This window comes from Aestuariirhabdus litorea (assembly GCF_003864255.1).
Taxonomy (GTDB): domain Bacteria; phylum Pseudomonadota; class Gammaproteobacteria; order Pseudomonadales; family Aestuariirhabdaceae; genus Aestuariirhabdus; species Aestuariirhabdus litorea.
On the sequence record NZ_QWEZ01000001.1, the window covers coordinates 552,265 to 578,000 of the forward strand.

The 25,736-nt window shown below is 61.1% G+C and carries 23 protein-coding genes and 1 pseudogene; 7 read left to right on the forward strand and 17 right to left on the reverse strand.

The window, feature by feature from the left end; all coding sequences use genetic code 11:
- Window positions 1-9: 9 nt before the first annotated feature.
- The 3 genes from D0544_RS02640 to D0544_RS02650 all read right to left on the reverse strand — a co-directional run bounded on the left by D0544_RS02640 (window position 10) and on the right by D0544_RS02650 (window position 4,368).
- A complete protein-coding gene (locus D0544_RS02640; protein ID WP_125014463.1) occupies window positions 10-2,604 on the reverse strand; it encodes a TRAP transporter permease in 2,595 nt (864 codons plus the stop codon).
- A gap of 86 nt (window positions 2,605-2,690) precedes the next feature.
- Complete coding sequence (locus tag D0544_RS02645; protein ID WP_125014464.1) at window positions 2,691-3,671, reverse strand: TAXI family TRAP transporter solute-binding subunit; 981 nt, start codon at window positions 3,669-3,671, stop codon at window positions 2,691-2,693.
- A gap of 205 nt (window positions 3,672-3,876) precedes the next feature.
- Window positions 3,877-4,368: a YchJ family protein gene (locus D0544_RS02650; protein ID WP_125014465.1), complete on the reverse strand. Its 492-nt coding sequence runs from the start codon at window positions 4,366-4,368 to the stop codon at window positions 3,877-3,879.
- A 207-nt stretch (window positions 4,369-4,575) separates the two neighbouring features.
- On the opposite strand from D0544_RS02650, the gene dinG reads away from it, so the two are divergent.
- Together dinG and D0544_RS02660 are read left to right on the forward strand one after the other, a co-directional pair.
- Window positions 4,576-6,705, forward strand: coding sequence for an ATP-dependent DNA helicase DinG (dinG, locus tag D0544_RS02655; RefSeq protein WP_125014466.1), 2,130 nt, complete (start codon window positions 4,576-4,578; stop codon window positions 6,703-6,705).
- Between the two features lie 31 nt (window positions 6,706-6,736).
- Window positions 6,737-7,891: a serine hydrolase domain-containing protein gene (locus D0544_RS02660; RefSeq protein WP_125014467.1), complete on the forward strand. Its 1,155-nt coding sequence runs from the start codon at window positions 6,737-6,739 to the stop codon at window positions 7,889-7,891.
- 9 nt (window positions 7,892-7,900) lie between these two features.
- Here D0544_RS02660 and D0544_RS02665 read toward each other — a convergent pair whose 3' ends face one another.
- Window positions 7,901-8,392, reverse strand: a complete 492-nt coding sequence (locus tag D0544_RS02665) for a tetratricopeptide repeat protein (RefSeq protein WP_125014468.1) — start codon at window positions 8,390-8,392, stop codon at window positions 7,901-7,903.
- A gap of 296 nt (window positions 8,393-8,688) precedes the next feature.
- On the opposite strand from D0544_RS02665, the gene D0544_RS02670 reads away from it, so the two are divergent.
- Window positions 8,689-9,837 carry a 1-acyl-sn-glycerol-3-phosphate acyltransferase gene (locus D0544_RS02670; protein ID WP_125014469.1) on the forward strand — a complete coding sequence of 383 codons (1,149 nt, stop codon included), beginning with the start codon at window positions 8,689-8,691 and terminating at the stop codon, window positions 9,835-9,837.
- On the opposite strand, the gene D0544_RS02675 is transcribed toward D0544_RS02670, so the two are convergent.
- Window positions 9,834-10,865, reverse strand: a complete 1,032-nt coding sequence (locus D0544_RS02675; RefSeq protein WP_243647288.1) for a GGDEF domain-containing protein — start codon at window positions 10,863-10,865, stop codon at window positions 9,834-9,836. The two genes, D0544_RS02670 and D0544_RS02675, sit on opposite strands and share 4 nt — an antisense overlap.
- Before the next feature lie 32 nt (window positions 10,866-10,897).
- The gene (locus tag D0544_RS02680) at window positions 10,898-11,143 is read right to left on the reverse strand and encodes a hypothetical protein (RefSeq protein WP_125014471.1); all 246 of its coding nucleotides are present in this window, start codon (window positions 11,141-11,143) and stop codon (window positions 10,898-10,900) included.
- Between the two features lie 102 nt (window positions 11,144-11,245).
- On the opposite strand from D0544_RS02680, the gene D0544_RS02685 reads away from it, so the two are divergent.
- The 3 genes and pseudogenes from D0544_RS02685 to D0544_RS02695 all read left to right on the forward strand — a co-directional run bounded on the left by D0544_RS02685 (window position 11,246) and on the right by D0544_RS02695 (window position 13,073).
- Window positions 11,246-11,704: an outer membrane lipoprotein gene (locus tag D0544_RS02685; protein WP_243647226.1), complete on the forward strand. Its 459-nt coding sequence runs from the start codon at window positions 11,246-11,248 to the stop codon at window positions 11,702-11,704.
- 101 nt (window positions 11,705-11,805) lie between these two features.
- Window positions 11,806-12,321 (forward strand): annotated as a pseudogene (locus D0544_RS02690) (sigma-70 family RNA polymerase sigma factor); the annotation flags it as partial.
- Window positions 12,318-13,073, forward strand: a complete 756-nt coding sequence (locus D0544_RS02695; protein ID WP_125014473.1) for a DUF3379 family protein — start codon at window positions 12,318-12,320, stop codon at window positions 13,071-13,073. The pseudogene D0544_RS02690 and the gene D0544_RS02695, both read left to right, overlap by 4 nt.
- Here the strand turns inward: D0544_RS02695 and D0544_RS02700 are convergent.
- The 11 genes from D0544_RS02700 to D0544_RS02750 form a co-directional block, all read right to left on the reverse strand.
- Window positions 13,045-13,545: a DUF2489 domain-containing protein gene (locus tag D0544_RS02700; RefSeq protein WP_125014474.1), complete on the reverse strand. Its 501-nt coding sequence runs from the start codon at window positions 13,543-13,545 to the stop codon at window positions 13,045-13,047. The genes D0544_RS02695 and D0544_RS02700 overlap by 29 nt on opposite strands.
- Window positions 13,542-13,931: an SseB family protein gene (locus D0544_RS02705; RefSeq protein ID WP_125014475.1), complete on the reverse strand. Its 390-nt coding sequence runs from the start codon at window positions 13,929-13,931 to the stop codon at window positions 13,542-13,544. Before D0544_RS02705 ends, D0544_RS02700 begins: the two co-directional genes overlap by 4 nt.
- Entirely contained in the window at window positions 13,928-14,413 is a 486-nt protein-coding gene (locus D0544_RS02710; RefSeq protein WP_125014476.1) for a YiiD C-terminal domain-containing protein, read from the reverse strand. The genes D0544_RS02705 and D0544_RS02710 overlap by 4 nt, the downstream gene beginning before the upstream one ends.
- Complete coding sequence (gene trmJ / locus D0544_RS02715) at window positions 14,403-15,143, reverse strand: tRNA (cytosine(32)/uridine(32)-2'-O)-methyltransferase TrmJ (RefSeq protein WP_125014477.1); 741 nt, start codon at window positions 15,141-15,143, stop codon at window positions 14,403-14,405. The genes D0544_RS02710 and trmJ overlap by 11 nt, the downstream gene beginning before the upstream one ends.
- 87 nt (window positions 15,144-15,230) lie before the next feature.
- Complete coding sequence (locus D0544_RS02720; protein WP_125014478.1) at window positions 15,231-17,120, reverse strand: hypothetical protein; 1,890 nt, start codon at window positions 17,118-17,120, stop codon at window positions 15,231-15,233.
- A 115-nt stretch (window positions 17,121-17,235) separates the two neighbouring features.
- On the reverse strand, window positions 17,236-17,709 hold the full coding sequence (locus D0544_RS02725) for an LEA/WHy family protein (RefSeq protein WP_125014479.1): 474 nt from the start codon (window positions 17,707-17,709) through the stop codon (window positions 17,236-17,238).
- Window positions 17,710-17,777: 68 nt separating this feature from the next.
- Window positions 17,778-18,566 (reverse strand): polyphosphate kinase 2, encoded by a 789-nt coding sequence (ppk2, locus tag D0544_RS02730; RefSeq protein ID WP_125014480.1) that lies wholly within the window; start codon window positions 18,564-18,566, stop codon window positions 17,778-17,780.
- 64 nt (window positions 18,567-18,630) lie between these two features.
- Complete coding sequence (locus D0544_RS02735) at window positions 18,631-20,865, reverse strand: sensor domain-containing diguanylate cyclase (RefSeq protein WP_164880801.1); 2,235 nt, start codon at window positions 20,863-20,865, stop codon at window positions 18,631-18,633.
- Window positions 20,866-20,993: 128 nt separating this feature from the next.
- Window positions 20,994-21,950 carry an alpha-L-glutamate ligase-like protein gene (locus tag D0544_RS02740; protein WP_125014482.1) on the reverse strand — a complete coding sequence of 319 codons (957 nt, stop codon included), beginning with the start codon at window positions 21,948-21,950 and terminating at the stop codon, window positions 20,994-20,996.
- Window positions 21,951-23,489, reverse strand: coding sequence for an inactive transglutaminase family protein (locus D0544_RS02745; protein WP_125014483.1), 1,539 nt, complete (start codon window positions 23,487-23,489; stop codon window positions 21,951-21,953).
- A gap of 3 nt (window positions 23,490-23,492) precedes the next feature.
- Complete coding sequence (locus tag D0544_RS02750) at window positions 23,493-24,176, reverse strand: ATP-dependent zinc protease family protein (RefSeq protein ID WP_125014484.1); 684 nt, start codon at window positions 24,174-24,176, stop codon at window positions 23,493-23,495.
- Window positions 24,177-24,388: 212 nt separating this feature from the next.
- Between D0544_RS02750 and D0544_RS02755 the strand changes: the two genes are divergently transcribed.
- Window positions 24,389-25,729, forward strand: a complete 1,341-nt coding sequence (locus tag D0544_RS02755) for a Na+/H+ antiporter NhaC family protein (protein ID WP_125014485.1) — start codon at window positions 24,389-24,391, stop codon at window positions 25,727-25,729.
- Window positions 25,730-25,736: the final 7 nt, after the last annotated feature.

A 25,736-nucleotide genomic window follows, 5' to 3' on the forward strand; every position in this document is an offset into this window, starting at 1 on the left:
AGCTCCGACTCAGGCGTTGTTCAGGGCAGATTGCTGATGTTGGTAACGGCGACGCTGGCTGAAAAAGACGGCGGCCAGCAACAGCAGCGCAGGAATGAACATCAGTTGTTTGGGAGGGCGCTCATTGGGCAGCTGCACCTCAAGAATCTGCCAGTCGAAGTCGATGCCGTTTTTGTGGGCGGGCCCACCAAACTCGACGTTGTCGACGATGACCGAGCCCTCCTCGATCAGCAGCGTCATGCCGGTGTTGGCGATACGGGTTTCACCCTCGGCCTTGTCCCCCAGCGGGAGCAGGACGATCTTCTCAATCTGTTTGCCATCGAGATTCTCACCGCTGACCCGCAGGCGAAGATCGGCCTCATCCGGTAGCTGTCCGGCAATTTCAACCACTTCCGCGGCCGGGTGTGAGCCCAGCTCCGGGTAGGCGAACTCCCACCAGAATCCGGGCCTGAAAAGGGTAAAGGCGACCAGCAGCAGCCCGATCACCTCGAACCAGCGGGTACGCACAAACCAGAACCCCTGGGTGGCGATGGCAAACACCAGCATGGCGGCTAACGCGCTGGTGACCGTTAACACCAGCTCGAGCACCGAGTGCACACCGATTAGCAGCAGCTGGGTGTTGAAGATAAACATGAAGGGCAGGATGGCGGTGCGAATGTCGTAGATGAAGCCCTGAATACCGGTGCGGATGGGGTCGCTCTGGGCGATGGCGGCGGCGGCAAAGGCGGCCAGCCCGACCGGCGGTGTATCGTCGGCCAGAATACCGAAATAGAAAACAAACAGGTGGACGGCGATCAGTGGAACGATCAGCCCGTTCTGGGCGCCGAGGGCGACGATGACCGGTGCCATCAGGGTGGAGACCACGATGTAGTTGGCCGTGGTGGGGAGTCCCATCCCCAGGATCAAGCTAATCACCGCCGTGAAAAACAGCATAAGCATAACGTTGCCACCGGAGATGAACTCGACAAACTCGGTCATCACCAAGCCCACCCCGGTGAGGGTCACCGCGCCCACTACAATACCGGCCGCGGCGGTGGCGACGCCGATGGCGATCATGTTGCGCGCGCCGCTGGCCAGCCCCTGTACCAGGTCCTGGGTGCCGGCTGCGAAGGCTCCAGCGAGGGAGCCCTGGTGGCGAAACAGCGCCAGCAGGGGGCGGTGGCTGACAACAATGAGGATCATAAAGAGGGTAGCCCAGAACGCCGACAGGCCAGGCGAGAAGCGTTCGACGGTCAGGCACCAGACCAGCACAACAATGGGCAGCAGGAAGTAAAGTCCGCTCTTGAGGGTGGGCCCGACCGGCGGCATCTCCAGGGTTTCCGAGTTGGGGTCATCGACCTCCAGCGGCGGAACACTGGCGGCGTAGCGAACCAGAGCAACGTAGGCCAGCAGCACCGCGATACCCAGTACCCAGGTGGCGGCGGCGCCAAACATATCCTTGCTCCAGCCCACGCCGTAGTAGACCAGCGCGGTCAGCAGGCAGAGGCCGACGATGGTGCCGGAGAAGTTCATCAACGATTGCGCCAGAGTGGGTTTGTAGGGGCGTGGCAGCCCCTGCATGCCCGCCTTGACCGCTTCCAGGTGGACAATGTAAAAAAGCGCTACGTAGGAGATAGCGGCGGGCAGGATGGCGTGCTTGATCACCTCGATGTAGGAGATGCCCACGTACTCCACCATCAGGAAAGCCGCAGCTCCCATGATTGGAGGTGTCAGCTGGCCATTGGTGGAGGCGGCGACCTCGATGGCTCCGGCCTTGGTGGCCGGAAAACCGACCCGCTTCATTAACGGAATGGTGAAGGTTCCGGTGGTGACCACGTTGGCAATGGAGGAGCCGGAGATGATGCCGCTCAACCCTGAAGAGACGACGGCGGCCTTGGCCGGGCCGCCGCGGTAGTGACCCAGCAATGAGAAGGCCACCTTGATGAAATAGTTACCAGCGCCGGCACGGTCGAGCAGGGCACCGAACAGTACAAACAGGAATACAAAGTTGGTGGAGACGCCCAGGGCTACCCCGAACACCCCTTCTGTGGTGAGCCAGAAATGGGACATCCCCTTGGCAAAGCTGGCCCCCTTATGGGCGATCACATCGGGCATATAGGCGCCGGCAAAGGTGTAGACCAGGAAGACACCGGCGACCACCATCAGGGGTGGCCCCAGAGCGCGTCGAGTGGCCTCCAGCAGCAGTACCATACCGGTGGCCGCGACCCACAGGTCCAGCGTAGTGGGGGCGCCTGAGCGCCCGGCCAGTTCCGCATAAAAGAGGAAGAGATAGGCCGCGCAAAAAGCGCCCACCAGTGCAAACAGCCAGTCCTGCACCGGAATTCGGTCGCGGGGGGAACTGCTGAGGGCAGGGTAGGCGGTGTAGGAGAGGAAGATGGCAAAGGCCAGGTGCACCGCACGGGCTTCGGTATCGTTCAGCACGCCAAAGTGAAGAATAAAGGGCAGGGGGGAGCTGTACCAAAGCTGGAACAGGGACCAGGCAATGGGGACCAGCAACAGCATGGAGCCGGGTAACCCCTTGGGAGAGCGGGATCCGCTATCGGCTTCTGCGACCAGTTGTTGCAGTTCTTCGTCGGTGGTGAGTTCTTCCTTGGGGAGGGGCATGGTTAAATCCCTTCGAGGTCAACACGGAGCATTAAATCCGGGTGGGGCGCATAGCCCCACCCGTTTCAGCGAACTAACCGATTGGGTTACATGAACCCCGCTTCACGATAGTAGCGTGCAGCCCCGTCGTGGATAGGGGCAGACAGGCCATCCTTTACCATCTCCTCCTTTTTCAGGTGAGCAAAGGCCTGGTGCAGCTTTTTGAAGTCCTCGAAGTTATCAAACACCGCCTTGACCACTTCATAAACGGTATCGGCGCTGGTGTTGGTTGAGCTGACAAAGGTGGCACCCACACCGAAGGTGGTGACGTCATTGGGGCTGCCGCTATACATCTCACCGGGAATGACCGCCTTGCGGTAGTAAGCGTTATCGGCCACCAGTTTATCCACCTCCGGCCCCTCTACCGGCACCAGAACGGTGTCGCAGCTGGTGGTGGCTTCCTTGATGGAGCCGCTGGGGTGGCCCACGGTGAAGACGATGGCATCGACCTTGTTGTCGCACAGCGCTTTTGCCTGCTCCGCGGATTTCAGCTCAGAGGCGTAGGCAAAGTCGTTGAGGGTCCAGCCCTTGGTGCGCATCAGCACCTCCATGGTGCCTCGCTGGCCGGAGCCTGGGTTACCGATATTGACCCGCTTGCCCTTGAGATCGTCGAAACTGGAGATACCTGAGTCACGCCGCGCCACCACGGTGAAGGGCTCGGCATGCACAGAGAAGACAGCCCGCAGATCCTTGTTGGCTCCCTGCTCGGCAAACTTGTCGGTGCCATTGTAGGCGTGGTACTGCCAGTCGGACTGGGCAACGCCCATATCCAGTTCACCGGCTTTGATGGTGTTGAGGTTGTAGATAGATCCACCGGTGCTCTCCACCGAGCAGCGGATACCGTGCTCCTTGCGTCGCTTGTTCACCAGTCGACAAATCGCCCCGCCGGTGGGGTAGTAAACACCCGTCACCCCGCCGGTACCGATGGTGATAAACTGCTGTTCCGCCAGTACCGGGGTGCTGGACAGCGTCGCCACACCGAGTCCGAATGCGGCAAGAGTATGGGTGCATGTTTTAAAAAGTGACATAGTAGCCTCGTTCCTTTTTCCTATTGTGCTTATGGGTGTGATGAGTCTGAGTAGAGTGCGTCCAGCCAGGAGGGGATGCATGGCCTTAACCCCATCCGCTCTTCCCTGGGAGACGCTCAACTGCTGACCCGGAAGCCAGAGTACATAGACCACTATAGTCGATTACTGGGCGCTGTGGGGAGATCGCTGCCCGGAGCCACGGGAGCTAGAGATCGGCGCAGCAGCGTTTGAACTTTTTGCCGCTGCCGCAGGGGCAGGGACTGTTGCGGCCCGGTGCCCTGGGCTTGACCGTCGGATCGACAAAGACCCAGTTACCCGCCTCGCGGATGAAGCGGGAAGATTCATGGTGGCAGAGCAGTTCCCCCTGCCCGTCGAGCTGGTACCAGGCGTTAAATTCAACCCGGCCCAGACTGTCATCGGAACCGCCTGCTTCGGTGGCAAGAATCTCCAGCCGTTGCCAGTGGCTGTGGCTTAACCAGTCGCTGAGGGCAGCGCGGTCCAGTAGGTGGCGTTGCGAGAGCTGGGTGGTGGTGATCAGGTAATCGACCAGCCCGAGGGCGCAGGCACTGTAGCGCGAGCGCATCAGTTGCTCGGCGCTACCGGCCTGTTTCTGGCCCCGGTGCAAGGGGGCGCAGCAGCGGCTGTACAGCTGCCCGCTGAGGCAGGGGCAAGTGGCGGTGGGGTCTGGGGAGGGCACGCAAACGGCTCCTTGAGGTTCTGTGCAGCTGGGCGGCGCCGTGAAAAATAGCACATTCGGCCGCGCTTTGGTTAGCCTGGGAAGGGGACGCTGTTACCGCTGTGGGCCATGCAGTAGAATGGTCGGCCGTTTTTCTGCCTGTCCCGGAGACTGCATGCCCACCCTGGTTTTTTACCCTGTACATTGCTGTCTGCAGGGCCACGCCTGATGCTGAGCAACGACCTCAAGCAGAGTATTCAGCAGGCTTATCGCCAGTTTCTCGACAACAAAGGCCTAAAACCCCGTTACGGGCAGAAGCTGATGATCGCCGAAATTGCGCGCACCCTGGGGGCGATCAAGAGCGATGACGAGGGCAAGCGCACCTCGGATCCCGCGGTGGCAGTGGTGGAGGCGGGAACCGGTACCGGCAAAACCGTAGCCTACGCGCTGGCCGCCATTCCCATCGCCCAGGCCGCCGACAAGCGCCTTATTATCTCCACCGCGACGGTTGCGCTGCAGGAGCAGATCGTCTTTAAAGACCTGCCCGACATCCGTCAGCAGAGCGGTCTCAAGTTCAGCTTTACCCTGGCCAAGGGACGGGGTCGTTACGTCTGCCTCAGCAAGCTGGACCACCTGCTGCAGTCCGGGCAGGAGAATGTGGCCACCATGGAGCTGTTTGCCCAGGAGGGGTTTCATATTGATGTGGATGAGGGCGCGGTCAAACTCTACCAGGAGATGGTGGAGCAGCTGGCCACCAACCGCTGGGACGGCGACCGCGACAACTGGAAAGGGGAGCTCGACGAGGGGCTGTGGCGCACCGTGACTACGGACCATGGCCAGTGCAGCGGTCGCCGCTGCACCAACTTTGGCCAGTGTGCCTTTTACAAGGCGCGTGAGGAGCTGACCCGGGCCGATGTGGTGGTCGCGAACCATGACCTGGTGCTGGCGGACCTGGCCCTCGGTGGGGGGGCCATCCTCAGTGCCCCGGGTGATAGCATCTACATCTTCGACGAGGGGCATCACCTGCCGGACAAAGCGATTAACCACTTTGCCCACCACGGCCGTCTGCACGGCACTGAAAGTTGGCTGGAACAGAGCAGTAAACAGGTCAGCAAACTGGTGGCCCAGAATGCCCTGCCGGGGGATCTGGGGCGCTGGCTTGAACAGTTGCCTCCGCGCCTGCAGGAGGCGCTGGAGAGCCAGCGGCAGATGTATGCACTGATGGAGTCGGCCACCGAATTTCCCAACCCTGATGGTTACCGCCCCAGCTACCGTTTTCCCAACGGTGTGGTGCCCGCTCCCGTGCGGGAGTTGGCGGGGCACCTCAAAGCCCACTTCTCGACGATCTGCGAGCTGCTGACTCGCTTGTGCGACGAACTCAAGGAGGCGATGGACGGTAAGGTGGACGGGGTCGATGTGATCGATGCCGAGGCCTGGTATCCCTTGCTCGGCGCCATGCTTTCCCGCGCCGAATCCGCCTTTGGCCTGTGGCAGCTCTACAGCATTGAAGACCCCGAGGGGGAGCCCCCCATCGCGCGCTGGGTGCAGCTGCTGGATCAGGAGGGGCACTACGACCTGGAGGTGGCCTGCAGTCCGATCCTGGCGGCTCGCACCCTGCGCCAAAGCCTGTGGAACTGTTGTTACGGGGCGGTGGTGACCTCCGCCACCCTGACGGCCCTGGGGCGCTTCGACCGCATTCAGATGCGGGCCGGGATTCCCGACAGCGCCAGTTGCGCGGTTGTGCCCAGCCCCTTTTACCACAGCGATGCTGCGACCCTGCGCATTCCGGCGATGAGCGCAGATCCCAAGCTGCCCGACCAGCATACCGAGGCGGTCATCGAGTGCCTGCCGGCGATGCTCGAGGAGCAGCCGGGCACTCTGGTGCTCTTCTCCTCGCGGCGCCAGATGCTGGATGTATTTGCCGGCGTTGGGCGCCAGTGGCAGCAACGTATTCTGGTGCAGGGGGATCGCTCCAAGCAGGAGCTATTAACCCAGCACCGCAAGCGGATCGATGACGACAAGCCCAGCGTTATCTTCGGCCTCGCCAGCTTCGCCGAGGGGGTCGACCTGCCCGGTCGCTACTGTGAGCAGGTGATCATCGCCAAGATCCCCTTTGCGGTGCCGGACGACCCGGTGGAGGCGGCGCTGGGGGAGTGGATCGAGTCCCGCGGCGGCAACTCCTTTATGGAGATCAGCGTACCGGACGCTTCGGTTCGCCTGGTGCAGGCTTGCGGCCGCCTGCTGCGCACCGAAAGTGACCGCGGACTGATTACCATTTTGGACCGACGCCTGGTGACCGCCCGTTACGGACGGGCCCTGCTGGATGCCCTGCCGCCCTTTCAGCGGCGTATTGACTGACCCGCTACTACTTCAGGAGAACGATGCCACAATGAGCACCCTACAGGGATATTTTGACCTTCGATTCGAGCCGCTGCGTGACTGCTTCGCGGAACTCTTTGCCGAAGGGGAGGAGGTGGGGGCGGCCCTGAGTGTGAGTATCGGGGGGGAGCTGGCGGTGGATCTGTGGGCCGGGCATACCGACGCCGAGCAGACCCGCTGCTGGGAGCAGGATACCCTGGTCAACCTCTTCTCCTGTACCAAGGGGCTGGCCAGTACCGCCGCCCTGATGCTGGTGGAGCGGGGGCTGCTGTCGCTGGAGGAGCGGGTCGCCCACTACTGGCCCGAGTTTGGTTGTAACGGCAAGCAGGATATTCGTGTTGAGCAGCTGCTCTGCCACAGTGCAGGACTGTCGGCCATTCATCCGCGGGTGCCCGATGAGGCGCTGTTCGACTGGGGGGCGATGGTGCACTACATCGAGCAGGAGCAGCCCTGGTGGGAGCCTGGCACTCGCCACGGCTACGCGCCGGTCACGTTCGGCTGGACCCTGGGGGAGCTGTTCCGGCGGGTGGCCGGCGAAACCATCGGCCACTTTGTACAGCGTGAGCTGATGGAGCCCCTTGGGCAGGAGCTCTACATCGGCCTGCCCGAAGTCCTCGACCCGCGGGTTGCGCGTATTGTCCGTGCCCCCCTCACGGCGCTGCCCGACAGTCCGGTATTACGGGAGATCATGTCCCACCCCGAGGGGGTCACGGCCCACGCCTTTACCAACCCGATGTCGGTGATGAACTCAACCAACAAGCCCCAGTGGCGCCGGATGGAGCTTTGCTCGGCCAACGGTCATGGCACGGCGCGCTCGCTGGCGGTGTTGTACGATATGCTCGCCAACGGAGGGCGTTACCGCGGGCACTCGCTGTTGGCGCCGGAACTGATCGAGCGGGCCAGGCGGGAGCAGGTGAGGGGGGAGGATGCGGTGCTGGGCTGCGAGAGTCGCTTCGGGCTGGGCTTTTTACTGCACCAGCCCCGTCCCCTGGCGGAACTGGGGGGGGAGGGTAACTTTGGTCATCAGGGGGCCAGTGGCGCGCTGGGGTTTGCCGATCCGGAGCGGGGGATCGGCTTTGGCTATCTGTGTAACCGCATGGGCAGCGAAGTGCTGGTCGACCCGCGGGCCGATCGTCTGCTCAAGGCACTCTATCGCTGCCTGTAGTGAGCAGGCCTAGTCTAGGTAGAGGGTTTTGAGCTGTTCCACCAGTATCTGCGCTTTTTCCAGCTGCATCGGATTAAGCTCGGCGGCCACCTTTTGTTGGATGGATTGAGCCTCCTGTTGAACCGGTGATGGCTGCTCGCCACTGAGGGTGAGCCAAAGGTAGGCGCTGATCAGGTTGCGGTCGGTCCCGCGCCCCAGGAAGTAGGCCTCGCCGATAAAAAACTGCCCCAGCGGATCCCGTACATGGGCCGATTCGCTGAACAGCTCAAACGCTCGCTCCAGATCCTTGTCGACGCCACTGCCGGTGGCGTAGGCCTTGCCCAGCAGCGCCTTGGCGCCGGCGTCTCCGGCACTGGCAGCCTGTTCCAGCAGGCTAACCGCCTCGCTGTTGCTACCGGCGGCAAACAGGGCCTGTGATTCGCTGTAGAGGTCGGCCTGGGCGGCGCTGGCCAGTGTCAGCAAACTGCAGAGGAAAAGGCCGGGCAGGGAGTATCGGGTCATGGTGGTGCGGCTCCATTAAAAGTGATCGTTCCTGATTGTGCCCGCGAGTCCGTTATCAGCAGAGCCGGCCGGGGCGAGTGGCTGCCGCGCATTATAGGGTATTCGACCCTGAATCCCAATGCGCCGAAGCTGAGCGCTGAAAGAGGAGGGCCATCGTGCGGCTGCCGTTTTTTTTACAAAGAGTCACCACCCCATAGCAGATTCGGCGGCCCCGAACCGTTATAATCCGCCCCCGGAACTGGCGGGCCTCGCGACCCTTAGCCCCGCCCTCGCTCACTGCTTGAATCGGTACGTTGATGGATACCTACAAGGATATAAGACCCTATCGAGATCACGAAGTCCGTGAAGTCCTCGACCGCCTGCTGCAGGATGAGGCCTTTATCGGCACCCTCAGCCGTTTTCGTTTTCCGCGCCTGAGCCGCTGGTGCGCGCCACTGCTGAATCCGCTGGTGCGCTCTATTCTGGGTCGGGAGCTGTCCGGGGTAAATGATGTCCACAGCCTGCAGGTCAAGGTGGAGGGCTATGTCGACCGTACCCTGCGCAAGACCACAGCGGCGGTCAGTTACGAGGGACTGGAGCGGTTGCAGAAGGATCGCCCCTACCTCTTTATGGCCAACCACCGCGATATCGTGATGGATCCCACCTTTGTCAACTTCGCAGTCTACCACCAGGGGCTGAAAACCCCTCACATTGCAATCGGTGACAACCTGCTCAAGCAGCCCTTTGTCAGTGACCTGATGCGCCTGAACAAGAGCTTTATTGTAAACCGCTCGGCCCAGGGGCGACGTGAAAAACTGGCGGCATTCCAGCAGCTGTCGGGGTACATCAACGATACCATCGCAGGCGGCGATTCGATCTGGATCGCCCAGCGGGAAGGGCGCGCCAAAGATGGCAACGACCAGACCGACAGCGCCATCATCAAAATGCTGGCGATGAGCCAGAAGGGCAAACCCTTCAGCGAGGTGATCGAGCAGCTGCACATAGTCCCGGTTTCGATCTCTTACGAGTTCGACCCCTGTGACCTGCTCAAGGCGCGCGAGCTCTACGAAACCGAACGCCATGGCAGCTACACCAAGCAGGAAAATGAGGACGATCGCAGTATCGTCACCGGTATCGTGGGTTTCAAGGGACGGGTGCACCTGGCCTTTGGCGAGCCCCTGGGGGCCGGGTTCGAGGATGCCCGCCAGGTGGCAGCCGCCGTGGACCAGCACGTGTGGAGTGCCTACCGACTGTTCCCGATCAACTACCGTGCTTTCAAATTTCTGCAGGCCGAATACGAGGATATAGAACCGGTCAGCTTCACGGCGGCCCAGCTGGGATCCTCACAGGACGAGAAGGCGTTCGAGGAGCGCTTGCGCCTGTGCCCGGTCGAGCACCGCCATTGGTGGTTGAAGATGTACGCGGCGCCGGTCGCTAACCGCCTGCGGCTTGACCAGCAGGGCTAAGCGCCCTGAGCCTCATCGCTGCGGTCGTCGCGCAGGCGTTTCTGTCGCAGCAGGTCGTGGTCCGCCTCGCGCAGTAGCTCTTTGACGCTGGTGGCCTCCTCCGGCGAGGGGGCGCTGATGCCGCAGGTGACCCGGATGGGCACCAGTTTACGGTTCATCAGCAGCGGGTTGGCTGCGAAGTAGGCCTCCACGCGCTGGCGCACATGGCGCGCGTCGTAGCGGCTCTGGTTGGCCAGCGCCACCACAAACTCATCGCCGGCGAAACGAAACACCCGGTCATTGGCGCGCACCAGGTGGTTCAACCCCTTGGCCACGTGGACCAACACGGCGTCGCCGTAGTCGTGCCCGTACTGGTCGTTGATCTGCTTGAACCGGTCGCAATCGATAAAAAGCAGGGACATCGAGGCCTGGTAGCGTTCGCAACGCTCCAGCTCCTGCTGCAGGTGGGATTCCATTTCGCGCCGGTTGAGTAGCCCCGTCAGTGGGTCCCGGGTGGCCAGGTACTCGAGCCGCTCGCGGGAGATGACGTTTGACAGGCAGAGTGAGGCCTTGACCGACAACTGCTCCAGGTGAAAGGTGCCGAGGCCGGGATGATAGCGTTCAGCATCGTTGTCACCCAGCATAATGGCACCGACCAGCACCCGGTCAAGAATCAGTGGCACAGCGGCCATCGATCTCACCTCGCCGAAGTAGCGGGCGGGAATCAGGTGGCTCAGCTCCTCCATGGAGTTGCTCAGCAGGGGCTGGTTGCCCTTGCTCTCCAGCGCGCTGAGCTGGTTGCTCTCCAGGTGATGCAGGTGTTGTTGGAGCCAGTAGGAGTTGCTGAAGCGCTCGCTGAGGTCGGGAATCGGCGAATCCTTGAGCAGGGTGAGCCAGGCAAACGGGATGTTGAAGCTGGATTTGATCAGTTTGATCAGCTTTTCGAACAGGTCGTCGCTGTAGTCGCTGGAGAGGATAGAGACCTCAATATCGAACAGCTTGCGGGCGATCTCCTCGTTCGCCTTCAGGGTTTCGATCAGGGTCTGCATATCACTCACGATCAAGGGTCTCCGCCGGTGGGCTAGTGGGCGCGCTGCTGGTCGTACTCCCGGGACAGGGTCTCGAAATGCGACTCAAACTGCTCACGCTTTAAACGCTTGGATTTCACGTTAGCATACTCGCTGAGGAGAAACTGCAGTTTTTCCTCGTTGTCCTCGCACAAGGATCGCAGGAAATCCTGTCGTACCCAGCCGGTAATCAGGCGATAGAGGTAGAGGTGAAACAGCACAGCGCTGAGAGTGGAGACAATGATAATCAGGTAGACCATCGGGCTTGCGCGCTCCTCGTTCGGTAAACTGGTTCGGGAGGAGTATACTGCAGGTAATAAACGACAGGCGAGATGCCTTTTTGGGGCAATGGGAGGTGTAGCATGATTCGACACTACGGCGTGGTTCTGGTGGTGAGCCTCCTGGCGTTAGGAGGCTGTATGTCCAACCTGTCCGGTACCAGTTACTCCAGGGATGAGGCGCGGCAGATCCAGCAGGTCAAGCTGGGCGTTGTACTGGATGTGCAGCTGGTACAGATCGAGGGCACCAAATCCGGTGTGGGTGCCATCGCCGGCGCCGCGGCGGGTGGCATCGCCGGCTCCACCATTGGCAGCGGTAAGGGCAGTGATATTGCTGCCATTGCGGGCGCGGTCGCCGGTGGCCTGCTGGGGGGTAAAGGGGAAGAAGCCTATACCCGTGAGCAGGGGGTTCAGCTAACCATCGAGTTGCAGGATGGCACCTATATTTCGGTGGTGCAGCAGGTCGATCCAGGCGTAGTGTTCAACAAAGGGGATTCGGTCAAGGTCCTCACCTCCAAAGGGGTCTCCCGTGTGATTCAGTAGCGGTTCGCCCCTTCTGGCCAGGGGCGATGGGGAAAAGGGGCGCGTGTCGCCCCTTTTTTATCGCTAGGGTTTGAAAGAATAGTGGCCTAAGGACTGTCCCCTATCCCATGAACAGACAACAGATGCTCTTTAACTCGCTGGTGGAGGCGTACCAGAAGCCGCTGTACCGCTACGGTTACTGGTTGTGCGGAGATCGCGCCATCGCTGAAGACCTGGTACAGGAGACCTTCCTGAGGGCTTGGCGTGGGCTGGCCTCGCTGCATAATCCGGAGGCGGCCAAGCCCTGGCTGATCACGATCCTGCGGCGGGAAAATGCCCGTCGCTTCCAGCGCAAATCCCTGGACTACAGTGACCTGCCGATGGAGACGATTGCCGATGAGCGCAGCGGCTCCGGTTTTTCGGCTGAGATCGAGAGTTTGCGGGTGGGCATTGCCGGTCTCGAGCCGCTTTACCGTGAGCCGCTACTGCTGCAGATGGTGATGGGGTTTACCCAGGAGGAGATCGCCCGGGCGATGGAGCTGCCTAGCAACACCGTGGCCACCCGCCTGCGCCGGGCGCGGCTGCAGTTACGGGATCTGTTGATGGACGATGAGACGAGGGGAGGCATTCCGCTATGAATTGTATGGAGTTTCGTCGGTTATCCCTTGAGGACCCGCAACGGTTGCCGGTCCTCGCGGAGCAGCATCGGCAGCAGTGCCCCTCCTGCCAGGGCTACTATCGCAAGTTGCTGCAGCAGGAGCGGCTGTTAGAGCAGGCGTTTACGGTGTCAGTACCGGAGGAGCTGGGCGCGCGGATTATCCTGCGCCAGCAGTTGGCGCTGCGGGAGGAGAGGGGTCGCCTGCCGGAGGCAAAGCGCCGAACAGCTACTTCCGGGCGGGCCCAGGCTGTTCGCCAGCGCCTGCTTGGTGCCGCATTAGCGGCCTCCCTACTGGCCGTTGCGGTGGGTCTGCTGCTGCCACGGGCTGAGGCGCCGGACAGTATCGCCCGTATGCTCGTTAACCACGTGGCGGAGGAGGCCTTCAGCCTGGAGTCCAGTGAGCGGGTCACCCGGGGACGCCTGGTGGATACTCTTCATGCCGTGGATCTTGAGTCCCTGGCCCCCCTCGACGGGGTCACCTTCGCGGGCAACTGCCTGCTGGACGGTCAGCTTATCGCCCATCTGGTGGTGCAGACCCCGCAGGGGGCGGTGACGGTGCTGATGATGCCTAATCGGCGCTTGCGCTCGATCGATGTGGAGGCGCAGGCCGGGGCGCGGGTGCAGACGGTTGCCTTTAACGAGGGGGCGATGGCGCTGATCGGGCCCCGCGATGGGAATCTGGACCAGATCCGCGAGCGGGTACTCAGCTCGGTTCGTGTGCTGCGGATTTAGCCTCGCGATCCTTGACGCCCCGATAGGCGGTTGCCAGCCCCCGCAGTGCCAGCACGGCGTTGTGCACCTCCTGCTTGAGCTCCGCTTCCAGTGCTTCGCGGGCTTCATCCTGGTGGCGCCGCTCCTGGCTCGGCAGGGCGCGGCGGGCCTGATGGGTGGCGAAGCCGCGGGAGCGTTCGTAGATCTGCTCGATAACACGGTACTCTGGGGATTGCAGCAGCTCCGGGTCGAGCTTCTCCAGCAGCACCTTGAGGCGAATACAGCCCTCGGTGGGGTTCAGTTCCTGTCGTTCCATGCTGAGGGAGATGATCTGGATCGCCTCCATCAGCTGTTGTCGCTGTTGCTGTTGCAACTCCCGAATACGGCGGGTGTTGAGATAGACCTGGCGCCACAGGTAACAGGCATAAATTGACAGGCCGATAATGACGAGGGTGCCCAGCAGGACAAAGAGTTCGGTCGCTGATTCGCTCATGAGTCGGCCTCCAGTAATGCACGAATGACGGGCTGCAGTGAGGCCGTGACAGCGGCCGGCAGCACCAGGTTATGGGGGGTGCCCGGATCGATCACCAGGCTGACGGCGCTGTCCAGCTCCAACAGGGGCCAGTAACCCGGCACCGCCAGGGGAGCGCATTCGAGCTGCAGCTGACGGGCCATCTCCAGCGCCTGATCGGCACTGCTGAACAGGGCCAGCGCGCCTTCGCCGGGGCTCACTTCCAGTTGCAGCAGTTGCGGCTCCTCCTCCTCGGAGTGGGGCAGCGACAGCAGCTGTATCTCGCCGATTACCAGGCACTCAAGAACCGCATCCAGGCTATCCTGGTCTCCGGCGGCGCGGGCCTGCAGGGCTTCAATCAAGGTCATAAGGGGCTCCTCAGGCGGGCGACATAACGCCCGCAATAGCTTAGGGCCGGCTCCGCTTCCTCACCGATAATGACCTTAAGCTGCAAGCTGGCCCGTCCCTGCGCCGCAAGGCGCGCCAGGAATTGCTCGAGCAGGTGGGGATCATCCATCTCGCACCGGCTCTGCAGCCGTCCCTCCACCGGGGCCAGATAACTCATCTGGCTCTCGGCCACCACCACCTCGTTGGCGCCGATCCGGTCGGCGAGCAGGGTGGTGTAACACCAGCCGGTGATGGTCGCCAGGGTGGCAAGGCTGCCGCCAAAGGCGGTGCCCTTGTCGTTGATGTTGGGTGCCAGGGGGGCGCTCAACCTTAGCCGCTGGCCATCGTACTCATCGAAGCACAGCTGCATGGCCGCCAACAGGGGGATCTGCTGCACAATGCGCGCCTCAAGCCGTTCGGCAAGCTGCTGGGGCTTCTGGCAATCCATAGTGTCAGGAAGCATCCTGGTCCTGGGCGCGGGCACTGGCGTTTTGCTGGATACGGCTCAATACACCGCGAAGTATATTGAGTTCCTGCTTGTCGGGTCGGGCCCGGTTGAACAGTCGCTTGAGGCGGGCCATCGCCTGGCCGGGGTGGTTGGTGACGATAAAACCCACCTGGTCGAGGGTCTGCTCCAGGTGGTCATAGAAATAACCCAGCTCCCGGCTTTCGGGTAACTCGGGGGTTGGCGACCCCTGCGCGGGGAAGGCGCAGAGGGACTGGTAGACCTCATAGCTGAGCAGTTGCACCGCGGCGGCCAGGTTCAGCACCGGGTACTCGGGGTTGGCCGGGATATAGACATGGTAGTTGCACTGCTGCAGCTCCTCGTTGTGGAGACCCATGGTTTCGCGCCCGAATACCAGCGCGATGCGGTTGCTAGCGGATTCGCGGGCCACCATCTCCCCGCACTGGCGGGCATCGAGCTGGGGCAGGGAGAGGGTGCGGTTGCGGGCGCTGGTGCCGATCACCACAGAGCAGTCTGCGATCGCCTCCTCCAGGCTACTCACCACCACCGCCGAGGCGAGCAGGTCCTTGGCCCCGGCGGCCATCGCCTCTGACTGGGGGGAGGGGTGCTCCTCAGGATCCACCAGATAGAGGTGGCGTAACCCCATGGTTTTCATGGCGCGAGCGGCGGAGCCAATGTTGCCCGGATGGAAGGTGTTGATGAGAACAATTCGAACGTTATCAAGCATGGCGGTCCACTGCGGCCTGGCGGCAAAAGCCCCATTATAACCGGATTAGGGGGCATCGCGGGGAGTAATTGCGCCCCTTGCCCCCGGTTACTTCAACATCCCCAGTACCCGCTTGGCGTTGTAGAGGCTGATGTGCCAGCTGTTACGGGTAAAGGGGATCTTGACCGAGGTGGCGTTGAGGGGAGAGTAGGTACCACTGTAGGGCGCTTCGTGTTCGGCAATAAAGTTAAGCCGCTCACGGCTGGCGTTGTAGGTGTTGACCAGGAAGTTGATGGTGCCCTGGGAGAGGGGAACCCGGTAGTAGCGGATCAGGTTTTGAGCCAGCCGCTCGGCCGCCTGGGCCAGGTCCTTTTCCACTTCCAGCGACAAGGCCTCCCCCAGGCCCGCTTTGGTCTTGGCGCTGGCACCCGGGGCGATGGTACTGATAAGGGCGGAGTGGGCGCTGTAGATGGCGCGCTGAACCTGGGGCGAGTGCAGCTTGATATAAGGCTCCAGGGCCAGGGTTACCTCGATGGCGATCTCCTTGGCCTTGGTGACGGTAAGGCGTCGTTGGCTGGGGAGGACCGGGTTTTGGCCGTGCTTATGGCCGAACAGGATGCTGGCCTCGCTGAAATAGTTCGCCAGGTGCAGGGCCAGTTTCAGCTTTTCCTCCGGGTCCAGGCTGATGATGCACTCGGAGATCATCAGCGAGCGCTTGAGGTTTTCTCGCGCCTGCAGGTCGCTGTGGTGAACCCGGGTGAGCTTTTGCCAGCGCTGCATCGCCTTGCTGAAGTTCTCATGGTTGCGGTTCAGGTGCAGGTAGGCACGACGGGCTTCATTGTAAAGCTCGACCGCTTTCTCAAGCTGGTTGGTACGAATCTGTAACGCCAGGGCGTGGCGGTTATCCCCGAGGGTCTGGTTGCGTAACTCGTTGACCGCCTGGGTCAGGTTATCGATCGCTTCGATCGAGGCGTTGAGCAGGGTTTGTGGACTCAGGCCGGCGGCGTTGCTGATGTCTTCGTTGGCATCGCAGTAGTTGAGGTAGGAGGCCAACGCCCGCAGGCGACTGTAGACCCGGGCGCGGCTGAGGCGATAGTCGTTGCGATCCTCCTCGAGCCGATCGAAGGCCTTGGCGATATCCCAGTCGCCGGTGTAATCGAATTTTAGGTAGGCAATTTCGCGACCACAGATCAGCTCGAAGCAGAGGGTCAGCATCTCCTCCACATCCCTGAGGGTCATCAACTCGGCGTTGTCATTCTCGATGGCGGAAAGAATACGCTCAATAAACAGCGGATCCCGGGGGCGTCCGCGCTTCGAACTGGGGGCGATGCCCTGCATGCGTTGCATAAGGTTGTGGGCGATCTGCGGGTGGGTCTGGCGCAGGGTGTCGGCGGCTTGCTCCGCAGTGGGGGCCGCCTCGCGGATCACATCCTGCATGCGCTGGTAGAGGCCGGCGCGGCGGAAGATCTCGATCTTGCGTGCCTGCCCGGCCAGCTCCAGGTTGCCACTCAGGTCCTCGACGGCGGTGCTGATCCACTCGGGGCCCAAGTCGAGCTTGTTGAGCAGCATGCCGGCGGCTTCGATGGTGCGCGTCTCCTCGCTGAGGTTTTCCAGTTGCAGGTCCCGCACCCGGTGGATGATATCGGGCAGCTTATCGATGGTTTCGGTGAGTTTGCGCTTTTGAGTCTCTTCGCGGTTACCGGCCGTGACGTTGTAGAACAGCTTGAAGGTCAGGCCAAGGATACCGGCGATCACCGAGTAGCCGATGAAGTAGAGGGTGCGGTCAAAGGAGATCATCTCCCCGTAACCGATGTAGTATCCCCCGAGGGCAGCCAGGTAGGTGGCAGGCCCTGCGGTCCAGGCAAGACTCGCCAGGGTAACGCCCCAGGGCTCCTTATTGGGCGCCGAGACAATGCGATTGAGCCAGTGCTGGCCCTTCTCCTCCAGCATTACCGGCCGGGGCGCATCGGAGGCGCGGCGGTTGCGAAATAGTGCCATGGCTTAGAAAATTATGTTAGGCGAGTGTCGCGCCTCTCGGCGCAGTCGCTACTATTGTAGAGGGCAGCCAGCGGCATGGGGTAGTGCGTATTTATACGCATACTGTGAGACTGTCTCAGGGTTTTGCGGTCAACGGAATCTCTCCCGTCTCCTCGACGCGCACACTGGGTACCCACCAGTTGCTGAGGTCGAGGCGTCCCTTGAAACTGTAGTCGAGCTTGTCCCTGGGGCTGGACAACAACTGGTGCAGCAGGCGAGCGCCGTTGAGCACATCGGTGGCCGCGGTGACACTGAAATCTTTCTCGCCGTAGGCGGGTACTGTACCGATCTGGCCACTGGCACCGCTCAGTAATTCGTACCCCTCCAAGCTCATACTGTAAAAGATACCCGACAATGCCAACTCGCTCGGATTGGGGTTGAGGATACGCAGGCCGATTTTGAATCGCTGGCTCAGGCCATCGGCTGGCAGCAGCTGGATGCTGGTGACGCTGAGGCGCGGCTTTTCGTAATCCGGTTGCAGCGAGGCGCAGCCTCCCAGAACCAGCAGGAGCAGAAACAGGACCAGCCTGTGCAGGGGGGCAGTGCTCATTGGGGTAACCTTGGCTGTGATTGGGGGTTGGGTGCCAGGGCGTTGTCCAGCCCGGGCACCGTCAAAGTTTAGTACTTTTCGGGGATAAAGGTCTGCTCATCCATCGGGGTCCTGATGTAACCCTCCTTGTTAATGGGAGGCAGGTCGATGGAGGGGTAATCGAGGTCCTGGTAGGGGACCATGCTGAGCAGGTGGGCGATACAGTTAAGGCGAGCCTTTTTCTTTTTATCTGCGTTCACCACATACCAGGGGCTGTGCTTGGTGTCGGTGTAGGCAAACATGGTGTCCTTGGCCTGGGAGTACTCCGCCCACCGGCTGCGGGATTCGAGGTCCATCGGGCTGAACTTCCAGCGCTTGATGGGGGTGGTTACCCGCTCCCGGAAGCGTTTCTCCTGCACCTCGTCGGAGACCGAAAACCAGTACTTGATCAGCAAAATACCGGAACGGATCAACATACGCTCGAACTCGGGGCACGAGCGCATGAACTCGTCGTATTCCTCTTCGCTGCAAAATTCCATTACCCGCTCAACACCGGCGCGGTTATACCAGCTGCGATCGAACAGCACGATCTCGCCGGCGGAGGGGAGCTCGGAAACGTAGCGCTGGAAATACCATTGGGTTTTCTCCTTTTCGGTCGGGACCCCGAGTGCAACCACCCGGCAAACCCGCGGGTTGAGCTTTTCGGTAATGCGTTTGATGACGCCACCCTTGCCCGCGGCATCGCGCCCCTCGAACAGAACGACCACCTTCAGACCCTCTTTTTTGACCCACTCCTGCATTTTGACCAGCTCAGTCTGCAGACGAGAGAGCTCCTTTTCGTAATCGAACTGATCCAGCTTCTGATCTGCAACTTCCATCCATATCTCCTGCTTACTGCTTAATCTCGAGGGAAAAGGGGTTATGCCTTGTTCCGGGGGCTGCTCAGGCGCTCGCCATATGGCGATCCCCCTCCAGTGTCAAAGGCTGCAGGTGTCGTGTCAACCTTTCCAGGGTATCGGTCGGCTGCCTTTGGTGGGCAACACTGACCTCTAGCGAGAGGTCGAAATGCGCTCCATGCTGCTGCTGCAGTTGCAGCAGCAGGTCATCGTAGAGCTGCTGGAGCAGCGCCTCGGCGCTGACGGGGTCGTGACCCGGCAGCAGCATCATAATCTCATTCTGGCCGTAACGTCCCACAATACAGGATCGCTGCAGGCGCGCGTGGCAGCACTCCACCAGCGTTTTTAATAGTGCGGTCTGCCCCTCGTCATTGAGTGGGTGCCGGTTGAGCAGGCTGTCACCCAGGGTCCACTGGGCGATACAGAGCGGCTCTTCGTGCTTATTCCACTGGCGCAGGACGCGCTGTGCGTGCTTGAGCAGGGCGGTACGGGTCAGCACCCCCGACTCTTCGGTTTCGGTGCCATCGACGGTCACACGATAGCGGCGGTAATTGAGGATCTGCTCTTTGATGATTTCGCAAAAATGAGAGGCCTGGCGCAGCTCGGTCTGAGAAAACTCCTGCGACGGCTCGGGCTGAATGAGGATAACCGACCATTCACGGCGCCAGCTGTAGAGGGGAATCACCACCAATGCAGAGTCGTTGTAGGCGGTATCGCCCGGACTGTGGCTGCGATGCTGGAGAATCATCGCCTCCCCCTGGCAGGAGACCCCCTCCAGCAGTTTGAGTCGTCCGCTGATCTCCTGGCTGAACATCTCCTCCATGGCCGGGCCGAGGCTATAGACCCGGATGCTTCCGGTGTTGCTGTGCAGGAGCGCGCAGTGACGTATTTCCATTACCTGGGAGAGGGTACTGACCAGCTCGCGGTAGAGTTCCGCCTCTGAGCTGCGCGAGTGGATCGAAGCCAGATAGCGGGTGATGGCATCGGACTTGTGGCGGCGTTTCCTCTCGCTCGTGACCCGGTGATCCACCTCGCGGGAGATCTGCTCCGCCTGGTCCCGCTCGCGGCGAATGATGTTGATGCGGTCTGCCAGGCCGATGGAGAGGATGATCGCCTCCATCGCGGCAGCGACATGAATCCCATAGAGGGTAAAGAGATTCTGGCCGATCAGCCCCAGTGCGCTTAGCGAGGCGATAAAGGTGGCGCTGATCAGCAGCAACCAGCCGGCCAGGAACCAGCGGGCCTGGCGGTTGCCTTTGCGCAGGGCGATGAAGGAGGCCAGCACCATCAGGGGGGCGAGGATAAAGTTGGCCCAGTTATGGATGCTGGCGGTGATCGAGTCGAGTTCGCGGATATTAAACAGGCAGAGGGCTGCGATGCAGAGCAAAAAGCCCAGGGTAAAGGAGATCGCCCGGTTGAGGCCCGGCGCATAGTGGGCCAGGTTGACAAAGCCCTGGTTGAAACGCGCCGCTGTAGCCGCCGCCAGGCAGGCGCAGAAGACCAGTTGCTGGACACCCCACTGGGGCCAGGAGATCCAGCTCAACTGGTAAATGGTGGCATCGCGGGTCATCAGAAACAGGCACTGGGCCAGCATGTAGAGGCTGTAGCGCAGGTAGTTGCTATCGTGCAGAAAGCTAAACAGCAGCAGGTTGTAGAGGGCAAAGGCCAGCATGGTGGTGAAGATCGCCGTGAGGAACACGGTCATGTTGCTGTCCTGGCGAGCAAGCGCATCGGCTTGCCAGAGTTTGACCGGAACGCGAATGGTCAGGCTGTCTTCGAGGTAGAGGTAGTAGGGACGCAGATCGTTATGACGCAGGCGGACCGGCACTTCGTTGTGGTTGAGGGCCGGCGCCGGGTCGTTGCTCAGGTAATCGTAGCCGCGGGAATAACGCTGGTAGCCGGAGTCGGTTGGCACATAGAGTTGCATCCGGTCGTAGAGGGTGCGGCGAAACTCGAGAATGCGATCGAGGGAGGCTCCCTCCCTGGGGGTGAGGATAAAGCGGAGCCAGATGCCATCGCGGGTGCGCGGCAGGCTGAAGGGGGAACCGTTATTTTCGTTAAACAGCCCGCGCTGGTAGGCGCGCTCGACCTGCTCGATCCCCAACGCACCGCGGTTGGTGCGCCAGTACATCAAGTGGGGCACGATATCGATCACCGCCTGGTCATCGACGCTAATAGGCGGTTGCTCAGCGGCACCAGCGGGCTCGAGGCATAACAGGGCGAGCAGGGCCAGCGGCGCAACCAGGCGGTCCAGCCAAATCCTTGGCAACGAGGTGAACATGGTTCCATCCCTGAAGTTAGCCATGGGACTCTAGCACGGTGCCTGAGGGGGCTCTAGCAGGACAGCGGTTACTGTGGTGCAGTTCTAGTTTTGCCGCTCAGGGGGCGACAGTCTGAAGCCGGTGGGCACTACCCGGCCGGGCGTTCACCAAACTGCTCGACGGCCCAGGTTACCCGCTCCGCGACCTCCATGTCCGGATGGGAGAGTGCTTCGATCGCCCGCAGCCTGGGCAGCAGGCCCGTGCCATTGGCAATCTGTACCGCCAGACCCGGGCGCGCATTGAGCTCAAGGATCATCGGGCCCTGATGCACATCCAGAACGATGTCGGCACCAATGTACCCTAAGCCGGTCATCTCGTAGCTGGACGCCGCCAGCGGCAAAATGCGATCCCAGTGGGGCACCTGCAGGGTGGCAAAATGGGCACCGGTGTCGGGGTGGTGCGAGACCGGACGATCGTGTTGCACCGCGTGCAGTGCCTTGCCCGAGGCCAGGTCGATGCCGACCCCTACCGCCCCCTGATGGAGGTTGGCCTTGCCATCGGAGGCTTTGGTTGAACAGCGCATCATCGCCATGACGGGAAACCCCTTGAAGATGATGACCCGGATATCGGGAACCCCCTCGTGGCTGAACTCGTCAAATACGTGGTCAAAGTGCACCAGCGATTCGACCATGGCGACGTCGGGCTTGCCCCCTAGGCTGTAGAGCCCGCTGAGAATATTGGAGGCGTGGCGAGATATCTCGGCTGGTGAGACACGCTCACCACTGGGTTTGAGGTAATGGTCACCATCGCGGCCGGTGATCACCAGGATTCCCTTGCCCTGGCTTCCCTGCGCCGGCTTGATCACAAACTCGGAGTAGAGTTCGAGCACCTGCTGTAACCTATTGACCTGATGCTGTTGCTCAACCACCGCCAGCAGCCGCGGAGTGGCCGCACGGGCTTTCTCAGCCACCAGCTTGGTCTTGAGTTTGTTATCCACCAGTGGATAGAAGCGGCGGTTGTTGTAGCGTGAGATGTAGGCGACGTTGCGCCGGTTCATGCCCAGCATACCGTGGGCACGAAGTTTGGAAGGAGTGGTAAAAAACACCTAGCGACCCTCAACCATGGGCTGGAAGCGGCGCAACTCGCTGAGTCGGTAACCGGTGTACTGTCCCACCAGCAGGATGATGCCCAACAGCACAAGCAGCAGTTCGGGGAAGTTGAAGGTCAGGTGCTCGACCAGGCGGTTGGTCATCGCCAGATAAGCAATCACCGCCACCAGCAGGCTGCCGCCCCCCTGCATCACCACCTCCTTGGGGCCATCCTCTTCCCACAGGATCGACATCCGCTCAATGGTCCAGGCAAGAATGATCATGGGGAAGAAGGTGACGGTGAGGGCCTGGGTGAGTCCCAGTTTGTTACTCAGGATACTCATGGCGGCCATCAGCAGGATGACCACGATCACCACGGCGGATATTCGTGCCACCAGAAGCAGGTTGAGGTTGCTCAGGTAGGAGCGAATCCAGAGGCCGATGCTGACGATGATCAGAAAGATAGCCAGCCCGGTAAACAGGGTCGTCTGGATCAGTGCAAGGGCGATCAGGATCGGCATAAAGGTGCCGGAGGTTTTGATGCCCACCAGAATCCTGAGCAGCACGACCACCAGCGCACCAATGGGAACCAGTAGAATATGCTTGAAGGTATTCTGGATTTCGATCGGCAGGCTGTAGATGGAGAAATCCACCAGCGTTGCTTGTTGCTCCCTGCCTTGGGCGATGGCAATCGCCTTGGCTGGGCGGATATTCTCGATGATGGAGAAGGTTACACGGGAGTTGGACCCTCCTTCGACGTCCAGCAGGGAGACGCCCCCCCGTTGCCAGAGTAGAAAGTTTTCGGGGTGACCGGTTTCCCCTGTGGTGGGATTAAACAACACCCAGTGTTTACCATCGTGAATCTCCACCAGTTCTGAGAGGGGCACCCGGCGGCGGCCGTCCTCCAGCTTGATCCCGCGCACGATGCGGGAGGGGACTCCCGCCGTTGCCAGCACTCTCAGCATCAGGTAAACCTTCTTGTCGATGGTTGAGTCGTGGGGGGCATTGAGCAGTGAGCTAAGGTTCATGCCACTGCCAGGGTTGTTGATTAACCTTACCAGCTCATTGGTGAAGGTCTTGTTGTCCGATGAACGCTCCTTTACCAAATCGATCACGGCGTTGATCGCCGTGCGAGTAGAGGCATCCATCTCGGGTGCCGTCGGCGGCTCTGGTGCCTCGGAAGTGGGTGGTGCAGGATTCTTTGCGGCGTGGAACAGTTGCAGACGGTAGAAAATGGATTGAGGGCCGGAAGCCTCTCGCCGGGCCCATTCCGCGCGACGCTCTGCACCCTGGCCATCCCAGCCGAAACCGTATCCCGGTGAGGTGAAGTCCTGACTGAGAATAATATCCCCCGGGCCGGTATTCGGTAATGCCAGGGATACCTTGACGGGTTTATCCTCGGCATCAAAAGTGACCTTGGCTTCAACCGTCCAAACGGGGCGCTGCTCTCCGGGTAGCAGAGGAAAGCCGAGCTCAATGCGCTTATAGATGGTCAGTCCCAGACCGATAACGATGCAGATCATGGCCAGCAGGTATACCTGTGCACGTGCATTCATCTCTTATTTTCCTGTTTTCGAAGGGTTGCCGGCTGCGTGCTTCTTACTCACATCCACCACGAAGAGGTCGGTAAGCAGGTTGCGTCCGACCAGCACCTTGTAGTCAAACTCGCTGCGATCGGCGAGGGTCACCTCAATGCGTTCACTGATGTTCCCAATGGTCACCCGCATGCGCACTGCATAGCGCTTGACGTCCTCGGCACCGTGGCGCTTGATGGAGGCGATGCGTGTGATGGGGCGCTCCAAAATCTGCGAGCCATCTCCCTCGGCGGCCAGGGTCTTGAATTTGACCCAGCGCTGCCCGTCCCGCTCGAACTCGACGGTATCCCAGGCGTGAATCGAAGTGGTGGTTGCGCCGGTATCGATACGGGCATCGGTGACAAAGTTGCCGGGAGTTACACGCACCTGCTCGACCTCTCCAATCACCAGCTTCTGGTGGATATCCGGCTTGGCCGTAATGGGCGGGTTCGCCGGAGCCGGTTCGACAGCCGGAGCTGCAGGCTCGCTGGCAGGGGCCGGCTCAATCGCTGGCGGTGCCGGTACTTTGGCCGCTGCGGACGATTCGCTGGCAGTTGCCGGTTGAGCGGTCAATTCACTGTCGTTGCCTGGAGAAGAGCCGGGTTGCAGGGCTTGGCAGCCAGATAAAATCAGGGAGAGACACAGCAGTACAGTTGGGGAAATTCGCATCGAGATATCCTTGGGAGAAGTGTCATCCTGATTGGGAGCGGCTGACTCCCTAGATCCTAGCAAATAATTGCGCGTCGGTGGGTAACAAACCGCAACAGGCTGAAACGGGATGCTGCTGGCAGCGAGAGGGGACGGGCACGTACAATAGAGGCTGACACTTGGCTGTCATCAAACCTGGTTAGGCTCTGTAGCCGCTGCTCTCTGGAGACCCTATGAACGCATCCCCTGCCCGGATTGGAAGCCCCTGGGCACTCATGCCCCTGCTCTGCTTTTTACTGATTTTTTTTGGGTCGGGGCTCTATTTTCACAGTATCGGAACCGAGTTTGCCTTCTACCAGGTGAAAGCCCCGGTCGCCATTATTCCTGCCATCGTGCTGGCCCTATTGCTGGGGCGGGAAGCGTTGTCGCAGCAGGTCGAGCGCTTTCTCCAGGGGGTCGGCGACAGCAATATCATCATGATGTGCCTGGTGTTCCTGCTGGCCGGTGCTTTTACTGCGGTCTCCAAGGCGATTGGTGGGGTGGACGCAACGGTGAGCCTTGGTCTGCAATGGATCCCGGCGCAGTGGGTGTTGCCGGGCCTGTTTGTGATCGCCGCCTTTATCGCCACCGCCATGGGAACCTCCATGGGCACCATTGCCGCAGTGGCGCCGATCGCCATCGGCGTAGCCGAGGGAGCCAGCCTCCCCTTGCCGCTGACGGTGGGGGCTGTGATCGGCGGGGCGATGTTTGGTGATAACCTCTCCATTATTTCGGATACCACCATCGCCGCCACCCGAACCCAGGGCTGTGAGATGCGCGACAAGTTTCGCCTTAACGTGCTGATTGCCGCCCCCGCTGCACTGTTGACCATCGTCCTGCTGTTCGTGCTCGGCAGCGCCGCCGAGGTGGGCGAACCCGACGCTGTGAAGTGGTGGCTGGTGCTGCCCTATCTTGCGGTACTGGTGATGGCACTGGCGGGGATCAATGTACTGGTGGTGCTGTTCAGCGGCATCCTTTTTTCGGGAATGATCGGGCTGGTGCAGGGCAGCTTCTCCTTGTCCGGGTTCGCCAACAGTATCTACAGCGGTTATGAATCGATGCTGGAGATCATGCTGCTGTCGATGTTTATCGGCGGCCTGGGCGCGCTGATGAAACAGCAGGGGGGGCTCAGTTTTCTCACCCACTGGATCCTCCGTTTCAGCCAACGCGGGGGGCTGATGGCCACCCGGCGCGCGGGAGAGGGGGCGATCAGTGCGCTGGTGGCCTTCAGTAATCTCTTCATCGCCAACAATACCGTGGCTATCGTTTTGAGTGGTGGGGTGGCCAAACAGATCGCCGAGCAGCACGGGGTTGACCCGCGCCGAAGCGCCAGCCTGCTGGATATCTTCTCCTGCGTGGTGCAAGGGCTACTGCCCTACGGCGCCCAGATTCTGCTGGCCGCTTCCCTGTCGGGGCTCTCGCCCCTGAGCCTGGCAGGCAGTATCTGGTATTGTTGGCTGCTGGCCGCAGCGGCGCTGTTAGCGGTGGTGTTCGGAGTGCCCCGCGTCGGAAGCCCGGCGGTGAGTGACCGCTAAACCGGGT